The organism is Nocardioides jejuensis (assembly GCF_004337475.1).
In the GTDB taxonomy this organism is placed as follows: Bacteria; Actinomycetota; Actinomycetes; order Propionibacteriales; family Nocardioidaceae; genus Nocardioides; species Nocardioides jejuensis.
Window position 1 is genome coordinate 24,690 of sequence record NZ_SJZJ01000021.1, and the last position, 24,978, is coordinate 49,667.

Genomic DNA, 24,978 nt, shown 5'->3' on the forward strand with positions numbered 1-24,978 from the left:
GATCAGGATGACGAGCGACGTCGCGACGACGGCCACGGCGACGGCCACCGCCGGCGCCAGCAACGCCAGGCCGACCTTCTTGAGGAAACGCACGGAGAGCTCCATCAGTCGTGACCTCCGGTCATCGCGGATCCGAGCTCGGCAGGGGTCACCGAGGACGGATCGAAGGTGCCGACGAGACGACCACGCAGGATCACCTCGATGGTGTCCGAGAGGCCGATCAGCTCGTCGAGGTCGGCCGAGATGAGCAGCACCGCCAGGCCCGCCCGGCGGGCGTCGCGGATGTGGTCCCAGATCGCTGCCTGCGCGCCGACGTCGACGCCGCGGGTCGGGTGGGAGGCAATCAGCAGGACCGGATCACCGGACATCTCGCGGCCGACGATCAGCTTCTGCTGGTTGCCGCCGGAGAGGGCGCGGGAGTTGGTGTCGATCGACGGTGTGCGCACGTCGTACTGCTCGACGATCCGCTCGGTGTCCTTGCGCGCTCCGGCCCGGTCGATCCAGGGGCCGCGCGCGCTGGGACGGCGGGTCTGGTGGCCGAGGATCCGGTTCTCCCAGAGGGGTGCGTCGAGCAGCAGCCCGTGGCGGTGGCGGTCCTCGGGGACGTAGCCGATGCCGGCCTCACGCCGCGCCCGCGTGCTGTACGACGTGATGCCGGTGTCGTCGAGCGTGATCGTGCCGCCGGTGGCGTGCGCGAGGCCCATGATCACCTCGACCAGCTCGGTCTGCCCGTTGCCCTCGACACCTGCGATGCCGAGCACCTCGCCCTTGCGGATCGCCAGGTCGATGCTGTCCAGGACCGCGCGCTCCCCCTCGAGGAGGCTGACGCCGTCGAGGCGCAGCATCACCGTCTCCTGGACGGTCGACTCGGCGGTCTCGGGCGAGGGCAGCTCGCTGCCGACCATGAGCTCGGCCAGCTGGCGCTTGGTCACCGCGGCCGGGTCGGCATGACCAACCGTCGTGCCGCGTCGCATGACCGTGATGTCGTCGGAGATCGCGAGCACCTCGTCGAGCTTGTGGGAGATGAAGAGGAGCGAATGGCCGCTCTCGCGGAGGTCGCGCAGGTTCTCGAAGAGCGCGTCGACCTCGTGCGGGACGAGGACGGCGGTCGGCTCGTCGAGGATGATCACCTTCGCGCCGCGGTAGAGGACCTTGACGATCTCGAGGCGCTGCCGGGCCGCGACGCCGAGCTCCTCGACGAGCACGTCGGGGTCGAGGTCGAAGCCGAACCGCGCGCAGAGGTCGACAAACGCGCGCCGGGCCTTGCCGCCGATGCCGTGGAGCTTCTCGGCGCCGAGCACGCAGTTCTCGAGGACGGTGAGGTTGTCGGCGAGCATGAAGTGCTGGAAGACCATGCCGATGCCGACCGCGATCGCGTCGCTCGGCGAGCGGAAGACCTTCTCGGCACCGTCCACGACGATGGCGCCGTCATCGGGTCGCTGCACGCCGTACAGGATCTTCATCAGCGTCGACTTGCCGGCGCCGTTCTCCCCCACCAGCGCGTGCACGCTGCCCGGGCGGATCGTGACGTCGACGTCGTGGTTGGCGATCACGCCGGGGAATCGCTTGCCGATGCCCCGCAGCTCGATCAGGGGGGCAGTGGGCGCCTGGGTCGCGACCAAGATCTCTCTCCTCCACGTCACGCGGGAACGGGGCCCGGGAGACGAACCTATCTCCCGGGCCCCGCCGGGGGTACTACTCGTTCAGGCGCCCGCGCGGGCGTCGGACCGAGGGGTCACTTGACCGTCTTCGGGTCCGTCGGGACCTTGATCTGGCCGTTCTCGATCTTCGTGGCGTAGCCGTCGAGCTTCGCCTTGATGTCGTCGATGAAGCCACCGCTGTAGGAGAGGCCGACGCCCTCGTTCTTGAGGTTGTAGGAGACGTAGCTCGTCTGCGGCTTGCCGTCCTTGACCGAGGAGGCGAAGTCGAAGACGCCCGTGTCGACCCGCTTGAGGGCGGAGGTCAGGATGTGCGGCTGCTCCTCCTTCGTCGCGGAGCCGTACTGGTCGCCGTCGACGCCGATGGCCCACTTGCCGTCGCCAGCCGCGGCAACGGCCTCGAAGAGGCCCGCACCCGAGAGACCGGCCGCGTGGAAGATGACGTCGGCGCCGCCGTCGAGCATCTGCTGGGCGATCTGCTTGGCGTCGGTCGGGTCGTTGAAGCCCTTGTCACCGCTCTGGACGATGTACTTCGACTGGACCTTGATCATCGGGTCGACCGCGTGGACGCCCGCCTTGTAGCCGGCCATGAACGGGTCGATGACCGCGCCCGGCACGGCGCCGATGACGCCGACGTTCTTCGTCTTGGTCTTGAGGGCAGCAGCCACACCCGCGAGGTACGACGACTCCTGCGGCGCGAACGCGTCGTACGCGACGTTGGCGTTGGCGTTCTTGTCGGGGTCGAAACCGTCGACGACGAGGAAGTTGACCTTGGGGTACTGCTGCGCGACCTCGTTGACCGCGTTGGAGTAGAGGTAGCCGACACCGACGATGGCGTTGGCGCCCTTGTCCGCGAGCTGCTTGAGGCGGTCCGCACGCTGCGCGTCGGTCTCGCCGACCGTCGCCTGGGCGTCGATACAGCTCGCTCCGAGGTCGCTGACAGCCTTCTCCGCGCCCGTGTAGGCAGCGTCGTTGAAGGAGTGGTCACCACGGCCGCCGACGTCGAAGGCGATGGCGAGCTTGACCGGACTGCTGTCGGTGAACCCCTTGCAGACGTCCTTGGAGCCCGACGCCGAGGTGTCGTCGTGCTTCTTGCCACAACCGGTCAGCGCGAGGGACGCAACAAGGCCCACCGCAGCGATCTTGCTGATGTTTCGCAAGACGGCTCCTCCTGTTTTGGGCGCCGCGGATCGGCGCATGGTCCGCACCCTAGCCAGCGGCCACGACAGCGGACCTGCGCTGCGCCAAGTCGTTACCAAGTCGCAGCAAACCGGACGCCTCAGCGCTGCTCGAGGACCCCTGAGTCGTACGCAGCGAGGATCCGGTCGGCGGCCTCGGGGGCGTTGATCTCCCCCGCCTTCACGGCCTTGCTGATCTCCTCGCGGGCGACCTTGACGTTCTCGTTGTGGCGCAGCCGCTGCTCGAGCTCGTCGCGGACCAGCGCCCAGGTGAACTCGAGCTGCTGGTCGGCACGCTTGGCAGCGAGGCCCTCGACGCCGAGCTTCTCCTGGTGCTTCTCGATCTCGCCCCAGACAACGTCGAGGCCCTTGTCGTGGAGGCCCGAGTAGGTGACCACCGGCGGGGCGCCGTTGGCACCGCGGACGAGGCGGAGCGCACCGCCGAGCTCGCGCGCGGCCGCCTTCGCGGCGATCTCCTGCTCGCCGTCGTCGGCCTTGTTGACGCCGATGACGTCGGCGATCTCGAGGATGCCCTTCTTGATGCCCTGCAGCTGGTCGCCGGTGCGCGCGATCGTCAGGAAGAGGAACGTGTCGACCATGCCGGCCACCGTCACCTCGGACTGGCCGACGCCGACGGTCTCGACGAGCACGACGTCGTAGCCCGCTGCCTCCACGATGGTCATCGCCTGGGCCGTCGTACGGGCGACGCCGCCGAGGGTGCCCTCGCTCGGGCTCGGGCGGATGTACGCGTTCGGGTCGACGCTGAGGCGCATCATGCGGGTCTTGTCGCCCAGCACGGATCCACCTGTGCGGACGGAGCTGGGGTCGACCGCGAGGACCGCGACCTTGTGGCCCTGCGCTGTCAGGTGGGTGCCGAGGGCCTCGATCGTCGTCGACTTGCCCACGCCCGGAACGCCGGAGATGCCGACGCGGATCGCGTTGCCCGAGTGCGGCGTGAGCTTGCTCAGCAGCTCGCGCGCAAGCACGCGGTGGGCCGGCTTGCGGGACTCGACCATGGTGATCGCGCGGCTCATCTGTGCCCGGTTGCCGGCGAGTACGCCGTCGACGAGCTGCTGCACCAGGTCCGTGTCGTTCACGCGGCTCAGGTTAGTCGGGGTCGGGCGCACGGGATCGACCGGGGAGAATGGCGGACGTGGTGAGCTTCCTGCTGTCCGTGACCTTCGCCTGCGGCGTCGTCATCGCCTTCGCGCACGTCGTCAACCGGCGCTTCGTCGCGCCGGTCTACGACGTGGTGCTCAACCTGGCGGCCTTCGCGTCCGCCACCGCGGCCTCGCTGATGCTCGACCACGTCGTGCCGGCGACGTTCTCCGGACTGGCGATCCTGTGCTGGCTGGTGCTGGCACGGCGTACGGCCGTGGATCGGCTCAGTAGTCGCCCTTGATCACGAAGAACGAACCGCGGATCTCGCCCGCGAGCTTCGACTTCTGACGCGCGAACTTGAAGCCCGCCGCGGTCAGCTCCTCGGGGACCTCCATGCCCTCGGAGAGCTTGAAGCCGACGGCGCGCTTGCCACCGTCCGCGACGGTCCAGAGCACGTTGATGACCAGGCCCGACTCGAAGTAGAACTCCGGCCACTTGATCGTGCCGGCCTTCTCGTCCTCGACCGTCACGTCGGCGACCTCGAGGAGCGGCGAGGCGAACTCGAGCCCGCGCTCCTCCGTGAGGATCCGCTGCAGCCACGCGACGAGGTCGGCCTTCTCCGACGCCGGCACCGTCTCGTAGACGTGCTTGTACTTCGTCGAGAAGTAGCGCGCCTCGTTGGCCCGCAGCCCGGCGAGCGCGGCCGCGACCGGGCTGGACTCGAGGCCCTCGGTCGAGACGTTCACGAAATCGATGACGTGCGGCATGGGTGCTCCCTCGGTACGGCGCCGGCGTGACGTTGCCGAGCCTAGCGACCGGGGGCGCGGGAAAACCCGTTGAGCCGGGATGCCGCAGCGCCGTACCGTCGTGGCGTTCCGTGACGTTGCCGAGGAGGTGAGCCCAGTGACCCCAGACCACACGTGGGTGCTCCCCCTCAGGTCACGTGAGGCCGGCTGACGCAGTGTCGCCGGAGTGCCCGCAGCAACGCGAGAGGCACTGCCATGACCCTTCACCCCACCACGCACGGCATCGAGGCCGAGGGACGCGTCGTCGACTGCCTGCGCGCCGCGACGTTCCGCGTCGAGCTGGACAACGGCCACACCGTGCTGGCCCACATCAGCGGCAAGATCCGCAAGAACTACATCAAGATCGTGCTCGAGGACCGCGTGCTCGTCGAGCTCAGTCCCTACGACCTGAGCCGCGGACGGATCGTCTTCCGCTACCGGAGCTGAGGTGCCCGGATGGGCGGGGTCAGCGGCGGAAGACGCCGCCGAGGACCTCGCCCATCTTGTACGCGTCGTCCCAGCGGGCGACCTTGCCGTCGCGGACCTGGAACGTGCCGCTCACAGTGAAGGTGGAGCTGAGCGGTCCCCAGGCCAGGGTGTCCTTGCGGTCGAAGCGCACGCTGCCGTTGCCGAGGTCAGCGAAGTCGTAGTCCGTGGCGCTGAAACGCATGCGCGCCTTCGGCATGGCGGTGAGGATCCGGCGTACGCCCTTGCCATGCACGGTCGGCAGGCCGGTGTTGAGCCACGCGACGTCGTCGGTGAGCAGCGCATTGGCGGCCGCGACGTCACCGTCGGTGAGCGCTGCGAAGAGCTCCTTGACGACGTGGATGTTCTCGTTGTGGGGCATGGGGTGATCCTAGGCTGGATGGGCCGCTCACGCGCGTGCCGTGGCGACGATCGCGTAGGTGCCGAACGGCAGGACGAGAGGTTCGTACGGCGCCACCGCGGCGAGGACCCCGTCGAGCAGGTCACGGCGCTGCTCTGGAGGAAGGCGCAGGTAGTCGCTGCGCGTCGCGATGCGCCCGACCCAGTCGGCGGCAGTGAGCGTCTCGGTCCACTCGTAGCGCCGCGTCGTGACCTCGGCGAACTGCCCGGAGTCCCGGAGCTGCGCTGCATAGGGATCGTCGCTCGACCGGACGTCCACGACGCCGAAGTCGCAGGCCGGGGCGATGCGCCGCTGCACGTCGTCGGTCAGGTCGTGGGCGAGGTGGGGCATCGGGTAGTTCCAGAAACAGGCGAACACGCCACCGGGGGCGAGCACCTCGGCGACCTTCGCGGCACCGGCGACCGGGTCGACCCAGTGCCACGCCTGTGCGCAGACAACGAGGTCGAACGTGCGGCCGTGCGGCGACCAGGTCTCGAACGCGGACACCTCCACGTCGATGCCGAGGCTTCGTGCGACGGCGGCCATCGCGGGATCCGGCTCGACCGCCAGAAGCGAGCGCCCGGGTCCGACGAGCAGACGGCTCGCCTTGCCGGTGCCGGCCCCGATGTCGAGAACGCTGCGCGGGTCCGTCGCGAGCAGGTCAGCGACGAGATCCGCCGGGTACGCCGGTCGGTACCGCTCGTACTGCTCCGCCACGGCGCCGAAGGACTCCGCGCGACCGCGATCCTTGTGCATCTCCTCGCTGGCGGCGTCCATGTCGTCATCCAAGCAGGCGGCGCCAGCGCACGAACCGTTCAACCGCCCGGGCCGAAACCGACTGAGCCCCCACTCGGCGCGGCAGCCCGTTCTGCCACCGGCCAGTTCCACCCCGCGGCATAGTGGCTCCGTGGATCTCGAGGCGCTGACTGAGCTCGTGACGGCGCGCGCGGAGCGTTGGCGTTCTGCAGGCGCAACCTGGGAACTGGTACGCGGCGACGTCACGTCGAAGCCCGCCTCGTGGGTCGCACTCATGAATGGTCCGGCACTCGCGCAACTGACTGTCTGGACGTCCGGCGAGGCCGAACTCGACTGGGGAGACGGCGAGACGACAGGCGCTGCCCACTACAACCTCGCGACGCGGCTCGACCTCGACGCGGCACTTGACGTCATGGAGATCGAGATCGGGATCGCCTGAGCTGCTGCCTATTCGTAGCCCGTGGCCGCGGCAATGATCTCGGCGAACAGCTGCCACGAGGGCTCGTCCTGCCCGGCCCTCTCCACGACCCGCGCCAGCGTGAACGCGGACATGCCATCGAGGAATCGCTCGAGGGTGTTGTTCTCCCACTCCGCCGAGCCACCACCCCGCAGGTCATCGAGAACACGCAGGATGAACTCGCCCAGATCGTCGCGCGTCGCGATGCCCGACGGGACCTCGCCGGTCGGGCGACCGGATCCGTGATGCGCGGCCATGCCGGTCACCCCAGCGCTGACGCGCGCAGTTCGCCCGTCAGCGTCCAGTAGACGTCGAGGTCGGTGACGCTCAGGTTGCGCAGCTCGTCGGCTCCGCCGAGGAAGAGCGGAACCTGGTAACCCACGCACCGGTCGAACCGGATCGGGTCCGGATTGCCGCGCAACCACGCCTCGAAGAACTCCGAGGCGAGTGCCGCATCGGTGTAGTCGATCAGCTCGGAGTCGTGGAACAGGGAGAAGGGCGACGAGATCTCCAGGGCCTCCCCGGCGCCCACGTCGTACAGGAGAACCTCGGGGTCGCCGGGCGTTCCACGAGTCGGGTCCAGGGAGAACTGCCGGCCCAGCCAGTCCATGCCGAAGCAGGCGATCCGGCCCTCGAAGTCGGGATAGGCGCGCGCGACGAGCGCGTCGGCCGCCGCGGCGCTGGAGCGGCTGTGGAGCCGGTAGAGGCCCTGGCCCAAGGTCGTCCCGGCCAGCCTGCCCACCGCGCCACGGACACCGGAAGGCGGCGACCCGGCGTCAGCGGGCCCCTCGACGGGGGACGGCGGAATCAAGGACACGAGGCGTTCGAGCACAGGAACAACCTAGAGCCGCCATCAATGCACCGACGGGCGGCCACCCACCAGGGTGACCGCCCGTCGTACGAGCACGAGGCTCAGTGGCCGAGCTGCTCCGAGAGCTGCGCGAGGATGTCGATGGCCGACTCCGCGATGACCGTGCCGGGGAGGAAGACCGCGGCAGCGCCCATCTCCTTCAGCGTCGACGACCTCACCGATACCGGCACTGGTCTCGCGCGGGTCGAAGGCACCGGCGGCAACGGCGCCTTCATCACCCTCGACACCCTCCGCGCCTGGCTCCAGCGGCCCGACGTCGGATCAGCTTCCCCCACCGCAACCACCCCGCCCGCGCCCGCGCCCGCGCCCGCGACATTGACCACATCGCGCCCTACGACACCGGGCCAGACGGATCAGGCGGCCCACACCGGCTGGAGCTACATCATGCTCGACGCCGGCCACTGCCTCTGGCGCTCCCCCCAACGGCCACCGCTTCCTCGTCACACCCACGGCACCCGAATCCTCTGAGCCCCTAAGACCCCACCCGCCGGGGCCTTCGATGTGCACGGATCGCGGCTGACGGGTTGGCGGATCTCAACTGCCCACGGTCAGGAACAGCCCCCACATGGCTGCAAGCGTGACCGGAAGACTCAATGCGGCTCCGACGACGCAACCAAGGCCGAAACTTCTCAACCCAGACGTTGCGCGCATGGCCAACCCGACCACACCGGTCACCGCCGCCACGAGCAGTGTCGGCTTGAAGAACGCATCCCCGTCGGGTCCAGAGCTAAGCCAGAGGTAGTTGGCGCCGGTCGCGGCCAACAGGCTCGAGACCAGGCCAGCGACAAACCGCGCCCCACTCGAACCCTTGATCAAGGTCGACGATTCGGTTGCCATGCATGGACGCTAGTGCCGACCGCCGGTGGACATCACCGGAACCGACCTACTCGCGGCAGTTCCGGGCGCTATTCAGAACTGGGCCCGGTGAACCCGACGTGCTGCCTGAGGAACGGAACGATAAGTTCGCGGACCGTGTCGGGGTCCTCGAGGGTCACCCAGTGCCCGGCATCCGGAAGCACCATCACCTGCGCGCTGGGGAACGACTCCCGTTGGAGTAGCGCCTGGCTCACCGGGATGTAGGCGTCGTCTTCGCCCCAGATGACCAATGCGGGGCGATCCAGTCCACGCAAGACAGCTTGCGGCTCGGCGAGCGTTGCTTCGGAGGTAGCGCGGTAGAACTGCAGGACGGCGTGATTAGTCCCGGGGTTGTCCGTCTGCTGCCAGAGCGCCTCCAGTGCCGCCGGGCCCAGGCGCGGGTTCTGTGCCGAGACGACCTCAAGGAAGAGATCGCGGGTCATGCCTGCCTGGATTGCCTCACCCACTTCTGGCTGCCGCCACAGCTTCGCTGCGTCGTGCCACTCGTAGTCGAGGAGGACGCCGGTGTTGATCAAGGTCGCGCTGGCGAATTGCTCGGGATGGTCAGCGGCCCATCGCATGGCCCATCCGCCGCCGAGATCGTGAGCGACGATGTGCGCGCTTCTGATGCCCAGAGCCTTGAGCGTCGCGTCGATGAACTCCGCATAGCCGCCAGCGGTGTAGTCGAATCCGCTCGGCTTGTCAGCCCCGCCGTAGCCCGGTAGGTCGAATGCCACAGCCCGCGTGAAGGTACCGACTGGTTCCAGGAAGGGCAACCAGTCTGCGATGGCGCCCGAGTTGCCGTGGATGAAGACGACGGCCTCGGCGCCGTCGGTCGACCCCGCCTGAGCCACCGGGATGGAGAGTCCGTTGATGCTCAGGCGTGATGCCGTGGTCAAGGCGTTCCGACTTCGTCGACGATCCTGAACCGGGTGTAGGAGTCGTAGTCACCCAGCGGGTTCGCCCAGTGGTACTCCATGTGGGGCTTGTGGAACCCTGGTTGATAGGCGAACGTCTGCATTGCCTTGACGTCCTCCCAGACCGACAGTGTCATGCCGGCGCTCGGCATCGGGAAGGTCAGGTTGCGCCAGTAGTGGAGTCCCGGGACCGTGTCCAACTGGCTGACCACCTCGTCGATGCGGCGCGTGAACTCGATAGCTCGCGACCAGTCGAAGTCGGCCCCCATCTCCCAACCGGCGGTCGTCATCACGACGCAGCGCCCCTCGGGACGATGGTGATCGGTGACGGAGAAGACTGGCCCGGGCTCCTTCGGATTGAGCCACTGGACCGTCCCTCTGTGACGGAATGGCTCCAGGACGGCGGACCACTGGGTCCCTGACTCCCACGATGCCGGTCCCCACGGGTCATGCATGGCGGCAGCCGCGGATGCCAGATCTGCATGGAGCGATATCCGCGCTACGTGAGTGAACTCTTTCGCTGCTCCAATGCTCGCCATCGGGTCATTCACCCCGACGGAGGCGTACACGTGCGCGGCGGCTGGGGGCGCTGCATCGACCTCGTCGATGCTTCGCGGCTGACCAAAGTGGGCCAGTCGCACCGTCATGTGGGACGCCAGCTCAGCAGTCATTCAGCGAAGTTAACCGGTCCGCGCGTTTCATGCCATGGCTACCGAAATGTCGCCATGGTCCAAAGGACTCGTCTCCCACATCGCGCTCGGGCCTCGGCGCCGACCGGCGCGTGCGTCAAACAACCGGACATCGGCAGAACTGAACGGATCACCCACCGCGAAATGCAGCGACGGGCGGCCACCCACCAGGGTGACCGCCCGTCGTACGAGCACGAGGCTCAGTGGCCGAGCTGCTCCGAGAGCTGCGCGAGGATGTCGATGGCCGACTCCGCGATGACCGTGCCGGGGAGGAAGACCGCGGCAGCGCCCATCTCCTTCAGCGTCGGGACGTCGTCCGGCGGGATGACGCCGCCGATGACGACCATGATGTCGCCGCGACCCTGGTCCGCGAGCGCCTGCTTGAGGGCGGGCAGGAGGGTCAGGTGACCTGCGGCCAGCGACGAGACACCGACGATGTGGACGTCCGCGTCGACCGCCTGCTGGGCGACCTCCTCCGGGGTGGAGAAGAGCGGGCCCACGTCCACGTTGAAGCCAAGGTCCGCGAACGCCGAGACGACGACCTTCTGGCCACGGTCGTGGCCGTCCTGGCCCATCTTGGCGACGAGGATGCGGGGGCGACGGCCCTCGTCCTCCTCGAACTTCTCGGTCGCCTTGAGCACGGCGGCAGCGGCGGAGTCGTTGCCGACCTCGTTCTTGTACACGCCGGAGATCGTACGGATCACGGCCTGGTGGCGGCCGTAGACCTTCTCCACCGCGTCCGAGATCTCGCCGACCGTCGCCTTGGCGCGGGCCGCGTCGACGGCGAGCTTGAGCAGGTTGTTCTCGATGTCGGTCGAGGAGCCCCGCTCCGCGGCCGCGGTGAGCGCGGCGAGGGTGCGGTCGACCTCGGCCTGGTCGCGCTCGGCGCGGAGACGCTCGAGCTTGGCGACCTGCGAGGCGTACACCGCCGCGTTGTCGACCTTGAGGACGTCGAGCTTGTCCTCCTGCGGCAGGCGGAACGTGTTGACGCCGATGACCTTCTGCTGGCCCGAGTCGATGCGCGCCTGAGTGCGGGCGGCCGCCTCCTCGATGCGCATCTTCGGGATGCCCTGCTCGATGGCCTTCGCCATGCCGCCGGCCGCCTCGGCCTCCTGGATGTGCTTCCAGGCGCGCTCGGCGATGTCGTGCGTGAGCTTCTCGACGTAGTACGAGCCGGCCCACGGGTCGATGATCTCCGTCGTGCCCGACTCCTGCTGCAGCAGCAGCTGGGTGTTGCGGGCGATACGGGCCGAGAAGTCGGTCGGCAGCGCGATCGCCTCGTCGAGGGCGTTGGTGTGCAGCGACTGCGTGTGGCCCTGGGTCGACGCCATGGCCTCGATCGCCGTACGGCCGACGTTGTTGAAGACGTCCTGCGCGGTGAGCGACCAGCCGGAGGTCTGCGAGTGGGTACGCAGCGACAGCGACTTCGGGTTCTTCGGGTTGAACTCACGCACGAGTCGCGACCAGAGCGCGCGGGCGGCGCGCATCTTGGCGATCTCCATGTAGAAGTTCATGCCGATCGCCCAGAAGAACGACAGGCGGGGAGCGAACGCGTCGATGTCCATGCCGGCCGCGAGGCCCGCGCGGATGTACTCGACGCCGTCGGCCAGCGTGTAGGCGAGCTCGAGGTCGTTCGTCGCGCCGGCCTCCTGCATGTGATAGCCGGAGATCGAGATCGAGTTGAAGCGCGGCATCTTCTGCGAGGTGAACGCGAAGATGTCGGAGATGATCCGCATCGACCCGGCGGGCGGGTAGATGTAGGTGTTGCGGACCATGAACTCCTTGAGGATGTCGTTCTGGATCGTGCCGGAGAGCTGCTCGGGCTTCACGCCCTGCTCCTCCGCGGCCACGATGTAGAGCGCGAGCACCGGGAGAACGGCGCCGTTCATCGTCATGGAGACGGACATCTGGTCGAGCGGGATGCCCTCGAACAGCACACGGGTGTCGTAGATCGAGTCGATCGCAACACCGGCCATGCCGACGTCACCGCGGACGCGGGGGTGGTCGGAGTCGTAGCCACGGTGGGTTGCGAGGTCGAAGGCGACCGAGAGACCCTTCTGGCCGGCGGCCAGGTTGCGGCGGTAGAAGGCGTTGGACTCCTCGGCGGTCGAGAAGCCGGCGTACTGACGGATGGTCCACGGCTGGGTCGTGTACATCGTCGGGTACGGACCACGCAGGAACGGCGAGAGGCCGGGCCAGGTGTCGAGCGCGTCGAGACCCTCGAGGTGCTCGGGGCCGTAGACCGGGAGCACCGGGATGCCCTCGGGGCTCTGCCAGGCCTCGGCGCCCGCGACGGGGCCAGGAGCCGGGGCACCGCCGCCGAGCGGCAGACCGGAGAAGGACGAAGGGATGCTCATGCGAGTGCCTCCCGCGTGCGGTTGAGGAACGCGAGGGCGTCGAGGCCCATCGCGGCGGAATCGTCGACAGCCAGGTCGCCCGGCTTGCCGGCGAGGATCACGTACGACGCACCGGCGCCACGCAGCGCCTCGATCGCGGCAGCGCCCCACTCGGCGTACGTCGCGTCGGTGCCGGCGAGCGCGACGACCTTCTGGCCGGCGTAGGCCTTGACCAGGTCGTCAGCCGACGCCGTGGCGCCGGCCACGTCGACCGCGACGCCACCGGCGGCGAACAGGTTCGAGATGAAGGTGGCGCGCGCCGTGTGCTGGGCCACCGGGCCGAGCGTGGCCAGGAAGACCGGCGACGTCGCCGGCTCGTCGCGCAGCGCCTCGAAGGACGCGGCGTAGCGACGGACCCGGTCGTTGAGCGGGTCGGCGGCGCGCTGCGGGAGCTCCTCGGCGAGGTTCGGGAACTCCGAGACACCGGTCAGCGGGCGACGGCGCTTGGCGATGAGCGACTCGCGGTTCGCGATGACCGCGCCGACGCGCTCGCTGAGACCGGCGAGGCCGTCGGTCTCGAAGCGACCCAGCTCGTCCCACGCCTTGATGGCCAGGTCGTCGGTCAGCTTCTCGACGGCGTACGAACCGCCGGCCGGGTCAGCGACCTTCGCGACGTGCGACTCGTCGATGAGCAGGTGCGAGGTGTTGCGCGCGATGCGGCGGCCGAACGCGTCCGGGCGGCCGTTGGCCGAGTCGAACGGCAGGACCGTGACGGACTCGGCACCACCGACACCGGCCGCGAACGCCGCGACGGTGCCGCGCAGCATGTTCACGTACGGGTCGTACTTGGAGAACATCGGACGCGAGGTCACGCCGTGGATCCGCATGGTGCGGGCGTCCTCGGCAGCACCGGAGAGCTCCAGTACGCGAGCCCAGAGGCGGCGTGCCGCGCGGAACTTCGCGATCGTCGGGAACTGCTCGTCGGTGGCCGCGAAGCGGAACTCGATCTGCGCGGCTGCGTCCTCGACGGAGAAGCCCGCCTCGGTCAGCGCGCGGAGGTAGGCGACGCCGATGCCCAGGCCGTAGCCGAGCTCCTGTGCGTCGGAGGCACCGAGGTCGTGGGCGACCGTCGCGTCGACGACGATGCCGCGGATGCCGAGGCCCTGCGCGATCTTCGCGGCCTCGACGGCGGCGGCCGGGTCGGCCTCGGTCGCGGCACCGCGGGCGAACGCACCCAGCGGGTCGGCGCCGAGGTTGCTGTCGGCGTGGACGGCCTTGCCCTCGGCCAGCGCGGCGAACGCCTGCGCGGCCTGGAGCGGAGCAGACGGCGCGTCCAGGACGACCGGCGCGATGCTCAGGTCGACGCCGGCCAGCGTGGCCGCGACGTCGGTGTCCGCACCTGCGGAGAGCCAGATGGAGGTGACGCCACCGTTGAGGTCCGCGAGCACCGCCTCGTTGGCGGCCTTCGCGTCAGGGTCGGCGACGAGGGAACGGATGTCCCAGGCGCCCTCACGCGTCGGGCGTCCGGCGGTCACGAGGCCCTCGAGGTCGGCAGGGGTGCCGATCGGGGCGACGGAGATGCCGTCGAGGGTGGTGCGTGCCAGCTTCGTCCAGACAGCGGCATCGGCGTCTTCGTCGGTCAGTCGACCCGACTTGCGCAGCACAGCAGCAGTGATCTTCTCCCAATCAGCTGCTGAGTGCTGGTCCTGCTCGGACGCAAGCGCAAGACGGTCCTCAATGGGGCCAGTCATGCTGCGAACAATAGGCAGCAACGCGCTCACCTGCCACAACGTGTGACATTTCCCGTCAGTCGGTACGCCGTACGCTCAGCGCGTGAAGGTGACCGACCCCTCGGGGCAGACGTGGCGGGTGAGTCGCCGGTGGGTTCCGTGGCGGCGCCGGTTCCGCTCGGACGACGACATTCCGCTGGGCTGGCTTGACCCGACGAGGGCCGCGGACGTCGATGATCTGGTCATCGGACTCGTCGTACTCATCGTCGTGCTGGTGCTGCTGGTCCTCGCCCCGATCCTGCTCGTGGTCTTCTTCGCAGCCTTCGAGCTGCTGTTGCTGCTCGCCCTGCTCCCCCTTGTCATCCTGCTGCGCGTGATGTTCGGGATGAGCTGGACCATCGAGGTACGCCGCGGATTCACGCCGTGGGCCGAGCGGGAGACCGGCGACTGGGCGGAGTCGCGCATGGCGATCCACCGGGCAGCAGACGCGATTCGACAAGGCGACCTTCCGCCGCGCACCATCCCGGCAGTCCGGTGGGGTCGACTCGTCGACGACCACAGGTGAGGACCGCCACAACGCTGTTCACGACGAGTCCACCCGACCGCGGCAATCCGGACACACTCCCCCGCCACCCTCGAAGCATGAGGATCGCTGTCTCCGCGGAGGCCTTCTACCCCGCGACCGATGCTGACACCCGCACCGTCAAGGCGCTGGTGGACCACCTGATCGACACCGGCCACGACGTCCTGGTGCTGGCCCCGGCGCCTGGTCTGGGCGACTACCGCGGCGGTCAGGTCGCCCGCGTCACCCTCCGTGAGGGGCGTGGCGCACAGGTGCGCGAGGCCCTCCTCGCCTTCGGGGCGGATGCGCTGATCGCCGTCTCCCCGGCCAAGGTGGGGCGCAAGGCGCTCAAGCACGCGCGCAAGCTCGGCGTACGCACGCTCGTGGTGCAGGCCTCCCCCGTCGGCCCCGTCGACGCCGAGGTGTGGAGCCGCACCGTCGCGCCGCGCGCCGACCGACTGATCGCCACCGCGAGCTGGATGGTGGACCGCTGCGCCGAGCTCGGCGCGAACGAAGCCGCCCTCTGGGTTCCGGGCGTCGACGCTCGCGGATTCACACCCGCGGTCCGCGACGACTACCTGCACGGCTCCTATGCACGCGCCCGGTCCAAGACCGGCGCCCGCGTCGTCGTCGGCCACGCCGGGGCGCTCAAGCGCAAGCACGGAGTACGCCGACTGGTCGACGCCGCCCGCGTCCCCGGCGGCCGCCTCGTGGTGATCGGCGAAGGCACGCAGAAGGCATGGCTCGCGACGCAGGTCGCGGACGCCAAGCTCACCGGCCACCTCGCCGACACCGAGCTCGCCACCGCCCTGGCCAGCCTCGACGTCCTCGTCCAGCCGAGCGAGATCGAGACCTGCGGCCACCTCCTGCGCGCGGGCATGGCGAGCGGCCTCGCGGTGATCGCCCCGGCGACCGGCGCTGCCGCCGAGATCGTCCGCGACGGCGACACCGGTCTGCTCTACGACCCGGCAGACCCCGCGGCGCTGCGCCGTGCAGTCGCGGCCGTCGTCGCCGATGCCGACCTGCGCGAGCGGCTCGGCCGGGCCGCGCGCCTGGACGCGCTGGCCCGCGACTGGACCTCCGCGCTCACCGAGCTCGTCGACCTCCACCTGCCGCAGCCCGCGAAGGCCGCGGAACCGGCTGCCTGATCGACCAGTCCGCCGGCGCAACCCGGCGGCGTACGACCGTGAAGTTGTGAGACGCGGCCAGTTGCGACGAACGGGCCGCCCCGGGAGTTCCCGCACTCTCGAAAATGTCACACCGGTCACTTCGCACGGCGGCGTCGGGTGACGGTAGGTTGACCCCCGTGGCAACCCCGACTCTCGTAAGTGGCAGCAAGTCGACCCGGTCGACCATTGCGCTCAAGATGCTCATGGCAGTGAGTGGCCTGATCTTCATCGGCTTCCTCCTCGCCCACATGTACGGCAACCTGAAGGTCTTCGCAGGCCACGAGGCGTTCAATACGTACGCCGAGCACCTGCGGACCATCGGTGAGCCGATGCTTCCGCACGCCGGACTGCTCTGGATCCTCCGCGTCGGCCTCATCGCCGCGCTGGTCGTCCACGTGTTCTCCGCGATCGCGCTGACGCGTCGCGCGCACAAGGCGCGCACCGTCAAGTACGTCGTGAAGAAGAACAAGGGCAGCTCGCTCTCCTCGCGCACGATGCGCTGGGGCGGTCTCGCGCTCTTCCTGTTCCTCATCTGGCACCTGCTCAACTTCACGATCGGCAAGGTCAACCCGACCGGCGGCGCCACGAACGACCCGTACAACCTGCTCGTCGACACGTTCAGCCCCGAGGCCTGGTACGTCAGCGTCGTCTACTTCCTCGCGCTCATCGCGCTCGGCTTCCACCTGCACCACGGTGTGTGGAGCGCCTGCCAGACGCTCGGCTTCACGAACGCCGCGAGCTCGCGCAACCGCGCCAAGGACGCCGGTCTCGTGGTCGCCATCGTCATCGCGGGCGGCTTCGCGCTCATCCCGCTGTCCGTGCTCACCGGCATCGTCACCAAGTAAGGGATTCACTGACTCATGGGTACCCCTGACCCGTCGGGCATGATCCCGACCAACCAGCCGTCGGTCCAGAAGTCCGACGACGCCGCCGGCTTCTACACGCTGGGCGCGCCGATCATCGACGAGACGGCCCCCACCGGCCCGATCAACACCCGCTGGCAGCGCCGCAAGTTCGAGAACCGCCTGGTCAACCCGGCCAACCGCCGCAAGCTCGACGTGATCATCGTCGGCACGGGCCTCGCGGGTGGCGCTGCCGCCGCGACGCTCGGCGAGGCCGGCTACAACGTGAAGTCCTTCTGTTACCAGGACTCGCCGCGTCGTGCGCACTCGATCGCCGCGCAGGGTGGCATCAACGCCGCCAAGAACTACAAGGAGGACGGCGACTCGGTCGAGCGCCTCTTCTACGACACCGTCAAGGGCGGCGACTACCGCTCGCGCGAGTCGAACGTCTACCGCCTCGCCGAGGTCTCGACCAACATCATCGACCAGTGCGTCGCGCAGGGTGTCCCCTTCGCCCGCGAGTACGGCGGCCTCCTCGACAACCGCTCCTTCGGTGGTGTGCAGGTCTCCCGCACGTTCTACGCCCGTGGCCAGACCGGTCAGCAGCTGCTGATCGGCGCCTACCAGGCGATGGAGCGCCAGGTCGCGGCCGGCACGGTCACGCAGTACACCCGCCACGAGATGCTCGAGGTGATCATCGCCGACGGCCGCGCCCGCGGCATCGTCACCCGTGACATGGTCACCGGCGCGGTCGAGACGCACCTCGCCGACGTCGTCGTCCTCGCCTCCGGCGGCTACGGCAACGTCTACTTCCTCTCGACCAACGCGATGGGCTCCAACGTCACCGCCGCGTGGCGTGCGCACCGCAAGGGCGCCTACATGGCGAACCCCTGCTACACGCAGATCCACCCGACCTGCATCCCGGTCACCGGTGACCACCAGTCGAAGCTGACCCTGATGTCGGAGTCCCTCCGCAACGACGGTCGCATCTGGGTCCCGAAGCGCGCCGAGGACTGCGGCAAGCCGGCCAACGAGATCGCCGAGGAGGACCGCGACTACTACCTGGAGCGGATCTACCCGTCGTTCGGCAACCTGGTCCCCCGCGACATCGCGTCGCGTCAGGCCAAGAACATGTGCGACGAGGGTCGCGGTGTCGGCCCCCAGGTCAAGGAAGTCCAGCCGGACGGCACCGAGGTGCTCATGCGCCGCGGTGTCTACCTCGACTTCGCCGACGCGATCGCCCGCATGGGCCGCGACGCCGTGGAGACGAAGTACGGCAACCTCTTCGACATGTACGCCCGGATCACCGGCGAGGACCCGTACGAGACGCCGATGCGTATCTACCCCGCGGTTCACTACGTGATGGGCGGCCTGTGGGTGGACTACCACCTGCAGACCAACATCACCGGTCTCTTCTGCTCGGGCGAGGCCAACTTCTCCGACCACGGCGCCAACCGCCTCGGCGCCTCGGCGCTGATGCAGGGTCTGGCGGACGGCTACTTCGTCCTCCCGAACACCATCCGCGAGTACCTCGCCGACGGCCCGTTCGAGAAGATCGACGAGTCGCACCCGGCGGTCGTCGAGGCCAAGGCCGAGGTCGAGGAGCGCATCGCGAAGTTCCTCTCGATCCAGGGCGAGCGCTCGGCGGACTCCTTCCACAAGCAGCTCGGCCAGATCATGTGGGAGTACTGCGGCATGGAGCGGACCGAGGAGGGCCTCACGAAGGCCATCGGCCTGATCCGTGACCTGAAGGCGGAGTTCTGGACCAACCTCAAGGTCCTCGGCACCGCGGACAGCCTCAACCAGAGCCTCGAGAAGGCCGGTCGCACGATCGACTTCATCGAGCTCGGTGAGCTCATGTGCATCGACGCCCTCAACCGTCGTGAGTCCTGCGGTGGTCACTTCCGCGGCGAGTCGCAGACCGAGGACGGCGAGGCTCTGCGTCACGACGACGAGTTCGCGTACGTCGCCGCGTGGGAGTTCGGTGGCGAGAACGCCAACCCGGTCCTCCACAAGGAAGACCTGATCTACACGGCCATCGAGATGAAGCAGCGGAGCTACAAGTGAGCGGCACCATGAACCTGACCCTGAACATCTGGCGGCAGGCCAACGCGAACGCCAAGGGCGCGATGCACCGCTACTCGCTCGAGGGTGTCTCCGAGGACATGTCGTTCCTCGAGATGCTCGACGTGCTCAACGAGCAGCTCAACGCCAAGGGCGAGGAGCCGGTCGCGTTCGACAGCGACTGTCGTGAGGGCATCTGCGGCATGTGTGGCCTGATGATCAACGGCCAGGCCCACGGCCCGGAGGTCACCACCACCTGCCAGCTGCACATGCGCTCCTTCAAGGACGGCGACGAGATCACGGTCGAGCCGTGGCGTGCGGACCCGTTCCCGGTCGTCAAGGACCTCGTGGTCGACCGTTCGGCGTTCGACCGGATGATCCAGAACGGTGGCTTCATCTCGGCCAACACCGGCTCGGCGCCCGACGCCCACGCCGCCCCGGTCGAGAAGAAGCTCGCCGACCTGGCGTTCGACGTCGCGACCTGCATCGGCTGTGGCGCCTGCGTCGCGGCGTGCCCCAACGGCTCGGCGTCGCTCTTCCTCGGTGCCAAGATCACCCACCTCGGCTCGCTGCCGCAGGGCCAGCCGGAGCGCGACACCCGTGTCGTCTCCATGGTCGGCCAGCACGACGCCGAGGGCTTCGGTGGCTGCACCAACATCGGTGAGTGCGCCTCGGCGTGCCCGAAGGAGATCCCGCTCGACGTGATCTCCCGGCTCAACAAGGACCTTCGCACCGCGATGGCCCAGGGTTACTGAGCCCACCAGCAACGCCGAAGCGCCCGGTCACCGTCAGGTGGCCGGGCGCTTCGCATTTCGCCGACACGGGGCCCGTGCAACGCCGAGACGGGGCTTGTGCCCGGCACGAGGCCCGTCTCGGCACTGCACGAGGCCCGTCTCGCCATTGCACGAGGCCCGTCTCGGCGACGGGGTGGTTCAGGCGTCGCGGTCGGCGGAACGCCATGCCTTCCAGCCGAGCGCGCCGAGGACACCGGCGATGATGAAGTTCACGATGATCAGGATCGTGTGCGCCACCCAGTAGCCGGTCGGGTGCTGCTCGCCCCGCTCGTACGCCGCGGACAGGTTCTTGATGAACGTGCCCCACGTCCAGACGTTCCACAGCGCGACGCCCATCAGCAGGGCGGCGTGCTTCTTCTCGAACTTCATCGTGCTCCTTGGGTGAGTGGTTCAGTCGCGCGCGCGGGAGGTCTGCGCCCACGCCGCGGAGTACAGAACGAGCCGGCTGAAGTAGTTGATCCAGACCAGCAGGATCAGTGCGATGCCGAACGCCTGGAACGCCGGCTGCCCGGCCGTCGCCTTCAGCAGGTACGTCGAGGCCTGCTTGAGCACCTCGAAGCCGACCGCACCGAGTGCAGCACCGGACCAGATCGCCCGACGCGGCAGCCGAGGCCGCGCGAGCAGGATGAACATGGCGGCGAACAGCACGGCGTTGGCGCCGATCCCGATGACCGGGACGAACACCCGCAGCACCCACCCGTGCTCGGCCCCGAGACCGATCCAGCCCATCACATGCGGCGCAAGGCCGGCAGCGACGCCCGAGACGACCACGGACAGCATGAGCACCGTGCCCAGCACGGCCAGCGCGGCCAGGTCACGCGCCTTGCCGATGAACCAGTTGGGCCGCTCCCCCGCCGTCTCCTCGAAGGCGACCAGCAGGGCGCTCTGCAGGCTGGAGAGCCAGCCCAGCCCCGACCAGAGCGCCAGGGGCAGGCCGATCGACAGGATTGCCGGCGCGGCGTCCTGGAACGTCGACAGCTCCAGCGCGCCCTTGACTGCGGTCTCCCCCGGCACCTGCACAATGCCCGGGAGGACGCTGTTGATCGCCTCGACGAGGGTCTGCTCGGCGTCGACGCCCGGCGGCAGCATGCGCGCGATGAACCCCACGACGGCGAACGCCAGGCCCAGCAGCGGGAAGACCGAGAGGAACGCCGCGAACGTCACGCCGGCGGCGTAGAGGCTGCCGTTGGTCGCGGAGTAGTGCTCGAGCGTGCGGAAGATGTGGTCGAGCACGGGGACCCGCTCGCGCGCCGCCCGGACAGGCGCGAGGACCCGGTCCTTCAGCGACGGCACGTCAGGCCCCGGCGCCGACCGGCTGGCTCGGGAGCGGCACGGGCTCCAGCGGGAACGAGCGGTCGATCCGCCAGCCCAGCTCGTCGTCGTGCACGTAGAGGTGGACGTCGTTGACGATGAAGCTGCCGTCGAAGCTGGCCAGCTCATCGAAGGCGCGGTCAAGCGCGGCGTCGTCGAGGTGGTGGCCGATCGTCACGTGCGGGTGGTACGGGAACTCCGAGTCACCGGCGAGGGGGCCGCGCCGCACCGCGGAGTAGAGCAGCTCGCACTCGGCGATGCCCTCCACGACGTTGACGAAGACCACCGGCGAGACCGGCCGGAACGTGCCCGTGCCACGGAGGTGGATGCGGAACGCCGGGAACCCCTCGGTCACGGTGGCCAGGTGCTGCTCGATCGCCTCGAGGTCGTCGATCTCCGTCGGCGGCACCAACGTGATGTGCGTAGGGATCTTCGCTGCGGTCAGGTCACCGATCGACTGCCGGTACTCCTGGAGCTGGGTGGCCCAGGGCTCCGGGAGTGCGATCGAGACGCCGATGGTGGGCATGGGAGGACCTTAGCGAGTGAACGGGGCGGCGAAGCCCACGCGCTCGTAGACATCTGCGAGCGTCTTCGACGCGACCGCGCGAGCCCGCTCGGCGCCCGACTCCAGCAGCGCCATCAGGTGGGCCTCGTCCTCGAGCAGCTCAAGCGTCCGCGCCCGGAACGGGGTCACGAAGTCGACCACGACATCGGCGAGGTCGCCCTTGAACGAGCCGTAGCCCTGACCGGCGTACTTCTTCTCGAGGTCCTCGATCGTGTCGCCGGTGAGGGCCGAGTAGATGCTGAGCAGGTTGGAGACGCCCGGCTTGTGCTCCTCGTCGAAGCGGACCTCGGCCTCGGAGTCGGTGACCGCGGACTTGATCTTCTTCGCGGAGACCGACGGCTCGTCGAGCAGGAAGATGATGCCGCCCGGCGTCGAGGACGACTTCGACATCTTCTTCTCGGGCGCCTGCAGGTCGTTGATCTTCGCCGTCTCCTTGAGGATGTACGGCTCCGGGAGGCGGAACGCCTTCTTGTAGCGCGTGTTGAAGCGCTGCGCGAGGTCGCGGGTCAGCTCGAGGTGCTGGCGCTGGTCCTCGCCGACCGGGACGTACTGCGGGCGGTAGAGCAGGATGTCCGCTGCCTGGAGGATCGGGTAGGTGAAGAGGCCGACGCTGGACGCGCCCTCGCCACCCTTGGCCGACTTGTCCTTGAACTGGGTCATCCGGCGGGCCTCGCCGAAGCCGGTCAGGCACTGGAGCACCCAGCCGAGCTGGGCGTGCTCCGGGACCTGGCTCTGGATGAAGACCGCGCTGCGCTCGGGGTCGATGCCCATCGCGAAGAGCTGCGCCGCGGAGACGAGCGACCGCTTGCGGAGCACCTTCGGGTCGGGCTGCTCGACGGTGATCGCGTGCAGGTCGGCCAGGAAGAAGAACGGCTCGAACTCGTCCTGGAAGCCCAGCCACTGCCGCGTCGCACCCAGGTAGTTGCCGAAGTGGAACGAGTCCGACGTCGGCTGGATCCCGGAGAGGACCCGCGGGCGGGCCGTGGGCGTGGCGGCAGGCGTTGACATGCCCGCCATTGTGTCAGGCGGTGCGCGCCTGCTGGCCCGCGGTCGGGTCGACTGAGATGCTGGCGGGATCCCGTCGCCAGGAGGCCCGATGCGTGTCCGGCTCACTCCCGTCCTGCTGCTCAGCCTGCTCGCCCCGGCACTCGCGGCCTGCTCGGACGACGAGGCTGCGGTCCCGTGGACCATGCGGGCCTCGGAGGAGAAGGTCACCGACGTCGTCGACGGCATCGGCGACGACGAGGCGATGGCCCTCGCCAGGGTCGCGGGCGCTCCCAGCTCCATCGCCCGTACGCCGGACGGCGCGACCATGCTCGCGTGGGGCGTGGCCGGCATGGAGGGCGAGCGCGAGGCGACGGCGTGGATGACGTTCTCCCCCACCGGCCGCATGACGGGCTCGAGCTCGGACGGCTCCCTGATGACCGATCTGCCCCTGGCGTACGACGGTGGCTTCCTGATGTCGGGCCCGGACGGGGCTCACATCGGCACGTCGGTGATGGTCTCGGAAGCCGGTGTGGCGACCACGTCACCCCGGGTCACGGCCAAGCCGCGTACCGCGAAGGCGGGCGACCTGCTGCTCGGCTCGTACGGCTACCCGGCGTTCCGGCCCTCGGATGACTCCTTTGCCCCGCTCCCGCCCGACGGGATCGACCACGGAGGTGGCCTGCCTCCGACGATCCTCAGCCCCAGCGGCGCCGTCACCACCCTGGGAGGCACTGTGCGGAGGCTGGTGTTCTCGTGGTCCGGCAACGGAGGCCGGACCTGGGACCACGACACGGTGGTCCTGCCGCACGCGCTCGTGACCGACCAGGCCGAGCTCTACGCGAACGCGGACCGCACGATCATGCTGGTCCACGACCGGAAGTTCCGGCTCGCCGGCTGGCTGAGCCGCAGCACGGGCGACACCGGGTGGACGACCACCCTGCTGCCGACGCCGTCGGACGACCTGGCCATCGGGCTGGTCGGCGACCGGCTGCTGATCACCGGCCGCGTCGGCAACGGCAGCGACGCCCACGGCGGCGTCCTCGTGTCGCTCGCGGACCCGACCGACGTGATCACCGTCGACCGGCACGCCCTGCGGGCCAGTGGCGGCAGGCTCTACAGCCTGTCCCCGAAGGTCTCGGAGTCCTCCGACGGGAAGACCTGGACCGACGTACCGCTGGATTTCAGCACGGCCGACTGAGCCGGCGCTGACTGACTCGGGTCAGGCCGTGACGCGGCCGCGCACATGGACGCGGGCCGAGACCAGCAGGATCGCGAGGCCGACGACGGACAGCGCGGCGCCCACGAGCGCCGGCGAGCGGTAGCCGTAGCCGGCGGCGATCACGATGCCGCCGAGCCAGGCACCGAGCGCGTTGGCGATGTTGAGCGCGGCGTGGTTCATCGCGGCCCCCAGCGTGACGGCATCACCGGCGACGTCCATGAGGCGGAGCTGCAGGTTCACGACCAGCACCGAGCCCACGGCGGTGACCAGGAACGCCACCGGCCACAGCCACCAGCCGTGCGGCGCTGCGAACCAGTAGATACCCATCACCACCGCGCCAGCCGCAGAGGACGCGAGCAGTGAGCGGAAGACCGACCAGCCGGCGAGCTCGCCCGCCAGCCAGGTGCCGACGACCATGCCGAGGCCCATGGCCAGCACGAAGATCGGCACGGTCGACTCGCCCAGCCCGCCGACCTCGGTGACGGTCTTGGCGATGTAGGAGTAGACCGCGAAGAGGCCGCCGAAGCCCACCGCACCGACGCCCATCGTCAGCCAGACCTGGAGGTTGCCGAAGAAGGCCCGCGCCTCCTCACGACCGCCACTGGCCGCCGTGTCGGTGGGAAGGTGCGGCACGAAGGCGAGCACCAGCCCGACCGTCACCAGCGCCAGCACCCCGGCCAGGAGGTACGACGCGCGCCAGCCGGCGTTCTGCCCCAGCCACGTCGCTGCGGGTACGCCGACCACGTTGGCGACGCTCAGCCCGAGCATCACGCTTGCGACGGCACGACCCCGGCGCTCCGGCGCCACGAGTCCTGCAGCGACGAGCGATGCGACGCCGAAGTAGGCGCCGTGCGGCAGGCCACCGACGAAACGAGCTGCACCGAGCACGAGGTAGCCGGGCGCGAGTGCGGAGGCGACGTTCGCCGCGGCGTACGCGGTCATCAGGCCGACCAGCATCGCGCGACGCGGGAGCTTCGCCCCGAAGAACGCCAGGATCGGCACACCGACCACGACCCCCAGCGCGTACGCCGAGATGACGCGGCCGGCGGCCGGGACGCTGACGTCCACGCCGCGCGCGATCTCGGGCAGGACACCCATCGTGAGGAACTCGGTGGTGCCGATGGTGAAGCCGCCCATGGCCAGCGCGAGGATCGCGAGGCCGACGTGGCGACGGCCGACCGCCCCGCTGTCCGGGGTCTCCGGGTGCGGGGCGGTCGACGGGGTCGCGCTCGTGGCAGTCACGAAGGGCCAACAGGGTGACGGCGCC

General features: G+C 69.2%; 27 protein-coding genes. 9 read left to right on the plus strand and 18 right to left on the minus strand.

Features of this window, described 5'->3' with window-relative positions; translation table 11 throughout:
• Positions 1-104: 104 nt before the first annotated feature.
• From EPD65_RS12250 to meaB, 3 genes are all read right to left on the minus strand, one after another.
• Positions 105-1,622, minus strand: a complete 1,518-nt coding sequence (locus EPD65_RS12250; RefSeq protein WP_243640567.1) for an ABC transporter ATP-binding protein — start codon at positions 1,620-1,622, stop codon at positions 105-107.
• 113 nt (positions 1,623-1,735) lie between these two features.
• Positions 1,736-2,818, minus strand: a complete 1,083-nt coding sequence (locus EPD65_RS12255; protein ID WP_131584530.1) for a BMP family lipoprotein — start codon at positions 2,816-2,818, stop codon at positions 1,736-1,738.
• Between the two features lie 119 nt (positions 2,819-2,937).
• Entirely contained in the window at positions 2,938-3,933 is a 996-nt protein-coding gene (gene meaB, locus EPD65_RS12260; protein ID WP_131584532.1) for a methylmalonyl Co-A mutase-associated GTPase MeaB, read from the minus strand.
• Between the two features lie 56 nt (positions 3,934-3,989).
• Here meaB and EPD65_RS12265 point away from each other — a divergent pair, with 56 nt between their 5' ends.
• Positions 3,990-4,238 carry a hypothetical protein gene (locus EPD65_RS12265; RefSeq protein WP_131584534.1) on the plus strand — a complete coding sequence of 83 codons (249 nt, stop codon included), beginning with the start codon at positions 3,990-3,992 and terminating at the stop codon, positions 4,236-4,238.
• On the opposite strand, the gene EPD65_RS12270 is transcribed toward EPD65_RS12265, so the two are convergent.
• Positions 4,222-4,704 carry a phage tail protein gene (locus EPD65_RS12270; protein WP_131584536.1) on the minus strand — a complete coding sequence of 161 codons (483 nt, stop codon included), beginning with the start codon at positions 4,702-4,704 and terminating at the stop codon, positions 4,222-4,224. The two genes, EPD65_RS12265 and EPD65_RS12270, sit on opposite strands and share 17 nt — an antisense overlap.
• A gap of 234 nt (positions 4,705-4,938) precedes the next feature.
• Here EPD65_RS12270 and infA point away from each other — a divergent pair, with 234 nt between their 5' ends.
• Complete coding sequence (gene infA, locus EPD65_RS12275) at positions 4,939-5,169, plus strand: translation initiation factor IF-1 (RefSeq protein ID WP_131584538.1); 231 nt, start codon at positions 4,939-4,941, stop codon at positions 5,167-5,169.
• Positions 5,170-5,188: 19 nt separating this feature from the next.
• On the opposite strand, the gene EPD65_RS12280 is transcribed toward infA, so the two are convergent.
• Both EPD65_RS12280 and EPD65_RS12285 read right to left on the minus strand, forming a co-directional pair.
• Complete coding sequence (locus tag EPD65_RS12280) at positions 5,189-5,569, minus strand: limonene-1,2-epoxide hydrolase family protein (RefSeq protein ID WP_131584540.1); 381 nt, start codon at positions 5,567-5,569, stop codon at positions 5,189-5,191.
• A gap of 27 nt (positions 5,570-5,596) precedes the next feature.
• Positions 5,597-6,364, minus strand: a complete 768-nt coding sequence (locus EPD65_RS12285; protein WP_165872995.1) for a class I SAM-dependent methyltransferase — start codon at positions 6,362-6,364, stop codon at positions 5,597-5,599.
• A gap of 130 nt (positions 6,365-6,494) precedes the next feature.
• On the opposite strand from EPD65_RS12285, the gene EPD65_RS16325 reads away from it, so the two are divergent.
• A complete protein-coding gene (locus EPD65_RS16325) occupies positions 6,495-6,782 on the plus strand; it encodes a hypothetical protein (protein WP_165872996.1) in 288 nt (95 codons plus the stop codon).
• A gap of 8 nt (positions 6,783-6,790) precedes the next feature.
• On the opposite strand, the gene EPD65_RS12290 is transcribed toward EPD65_RS16325, so the two are convergent.
• The 7 genes from EPD65_RS12290 to EPD65_RS12320 form a co-directional block, all read right to left on the minus strand.
• Positions 6,791-7,057, minus strand: coding sequence for a DUF7660 family protein (locus tag EPD65_RS12290; protein ID WP_131584544.1), 267 nt, complete (start codon positions 7,055-7,057; stop codon positions 6,791-6,793).
• Positions 7,058-7,062: 5 nt separating this feature from the next.
• Positions 7,063-7,632, minus strand: coding sequence for a T6SS immunity protein Tdi1 domain-containing protein (locus tag EPD65_RS12295; protein ID WP_131584546.1), 570 nt, complete (start codon positions 7,630-7,632; stop codon positions 7,063-7,065).
• Between the two features lie 573 nt (positions 7,633-8,205).
• Positions 8,206-8,508, minus strand: a complete 303-nt coding sequence (locus EPD65_RS12300; protein WP_131584548.1) for a hypothetical protein — start codon at positions 8,506-8,508, stop codon at positions 8,206-8,208.
• Positions 8,509-8,576: 68 nt separating this feature from the next.
• Positions 8,577-9,425: an alpha/beta fold hydrolase gene (locus EPD65_RS12305; RefSeq protein WP_131584550.1), complete on the minus strand. Its 849-nt coding sequence runs from the start codon at positions 9,423-9,425 to the stop codon at positions 8,577-8,579.
• On the minus strand, positions 9,422-10,114 hold the full coding sequence (locus tag EPD65_RS12310; protein ID WP_131584552.1) for a hypothetical protein: 693 nt from the start codon (positions 10,112-10,114) through the stop codon (positions 9,422-9,424). Before EPD65_RS12310 ends, EPD65_RS12305 begins: the two co-directional genes overlap by 4 nt.
• 218 nt (positions 10,115-10,332) lie before the next feature.
• The gene (scpA, locus tag EPD65_RS12315; RefSeq protein WP_131584554.1) at positions 10,333-12,489 is read right to left on the minus strand and encodes a methylmalonyl-CoA mutase; all 2,157 of its coding nucleotides are present in this window, start codon (positions 12,487-12,489) and stop codon (positions 10,333-10,335) included.
• Entirely contained in the window at positions 12,486-14,219 is a 1,734-nt protein-coding gene (locus EPD65_RS12320; RefSeq protein WP_131584556.1) for a methylmalonyl-CoA mutase family protein, read from the minus strand. The genes scpA and EPD65_RS12320 overlap by 4 nt, the downstream gene beginning before the upstream one ends.
• 82 nt (positions 14,220-14,301) lie before the next feature.
• On the opposite strand from EPD65_RS12320, the gene EPD65_RS12325 reads away from it, so the two are divergent.
• The 5 genes from EPD65_RS12325 to EPD65_RS12345 all read left to right on the plus strand — a co-directional run bounded on the left by EPD65_RS12325 (position 14,302) and on the right by EPD65_RS12345 (position 19,590).
• A complete protein-coding gene (locus EPD65_RS12325) occupies positions 14,302-14,763 on the plus strand; it encodes a hypothetical protein (protein WP_131584558.1) in 462 nt (153 codons plus the stop codon).
• A 77-nt stretch (positions 14,764-14,840) separates the two neighbouring features.
• Positions 14,841-15,908 carry a glycosyltransferase gene (locus tag EPD65_RS12330; protein WP_131584560.1) on the plus strand — a complete coding sequence of 356 codons (1,068 nt, stop codon included), beginning with the start codon at positions 14,841-14,843 and terminating at the stop codon, positions 15,906-15,908.
• 158 nt (positions 15,909-16,066) lie between these two features.
• Positions 16,067-16,774, plus strand: a complete 708-nt coding sequence (locus EPD65_RS12335) for a succinate dehydrogenase cytochrome b subunit (RefSeq protein WP_207891534.1) — start codon at positions 16,067-16,069, stop codon at positions 16,772-16,774.
• A gap of 39 nt (positions 16,775-16,813) precedes the next feature.
• A complete protein-coding gene (locus EPD65_RS12340; RefSeq protein ID WP_131584602.1) occupies positions 16,814-18,838 on the plus strand; it encodes a fumarate reductase/succinate dehydrogenase flavoprotein subunit in 2,025 nt (674 codons plus the stop codon).
• An 8-nt stretch (positions 18,839-18,846) separates the two neighbouring features.
• A complete protein-coding gene (locus EPD65_RS12345; RefSeq protein WP_131584604.1) occupies positions 18,847-19,590 on the plus strand; it encodes a succinate dehydrogenase/fumarate reductase iron-sulfur subunit in 744 nt (247 codons plus the stop codon).
• Between the two features lie 177 nt (positions 19,591-19,767).
• Here EPD65_RS12345 and EPD65_RS12350 read toward each other — a convergent pair whose 3' ends face one another.
• Genes EPD65_RS12350 through trpS form a run of 4 tightly spaced genes read right to left on the minus strand, consistent with a single transcriptional unit; the run spans position 19,768 to position 22,522 of the window.
• Positions 19,768-19,998 carry an SCO4848 family membrane protein gene (locus EPD65_RS12350; RefSeq protein WP_131584564.1) on the minus strand — a complete coding sequence of 77 codons (231 nt, stop codon included), beginning with the start codon at positions 19,996-19,998 and terminating at the stop codon, positions 19,768-19,770.
• Positions 19,999-20,019: 21 nt separating this feature from the next.
• Positions 20,020-20,922, minus strand: coding sequence for a YihY/virulence factor BrkB family protein (locus EPD65_RS12355; protein ID WP_165872997.1), 903 nt, complete (start codon positions 20,920-20,922; stop codon positions 20,020-20,022).
• 1 nt (position 20,923) lies between these two features.
• The gene (locus EPD65_RS12360) at positions 20,924-21,466 is read right to left on the minus strand and encodes a 2'-5' RNA ligase family protein (RefSeq protein WP_131584568.1); all 543 of its coding nucleotides are present in this window, start codon (positions 21,464-21,466) and stop codon (positions 20,924-20,926) included.
• Between the two features lie 9 nt (positions 21,467-21,475).
• The gene (gene trpS / locus EPD65_RS12365; protein WP_207891535.1) at positions 21,476-22,522 is read right to left on the minus strand and encodes a tryptophan--tRNA ligase; all 1,047 of its coding nucleotides are present in this window, start codon (positions 22,520-22,522) and stop codon (positions 21,476-21,478) included.
• Between the two features lie 79 nt (positions 22,523-22,601).
• Between trpS and EPD65_RS12370 the strand changes: the two genes are divergently transcribed.
• Positions 22,602-23,690 carry a hypothetical protein gene (locus EPD65_RS12370; protein ID WP_131584572.1) on the plus strand — a complete coding sequence of 363 codons (1,089 nt, stop codon included), beginning with the start codon at positions 22,602-22,604 and terminating at the stop codon, positions 23,688-23,690.
• A 21-nt stretch (positions 23,691-23,711) separates the two neighbouring features.
• Here the strand turns inward: EPD65_RS12370 and EPD65_RS12375 are convergent, their stop codons facing one another.
• The gene (locus tag EPD65_RS12375) at positions 23,712-24,953 is read right to left on the minus strand and encodes an MFS transporter (protein ID WP_243640569.1); all 1,242 of its coding nucleotides are present in this window, start codon (positions 24,951-24,953) and stop codon (positions 23,712-23,714) included.
• Positions 24,954-24,978: the final 25 nt, after the last annotated feature.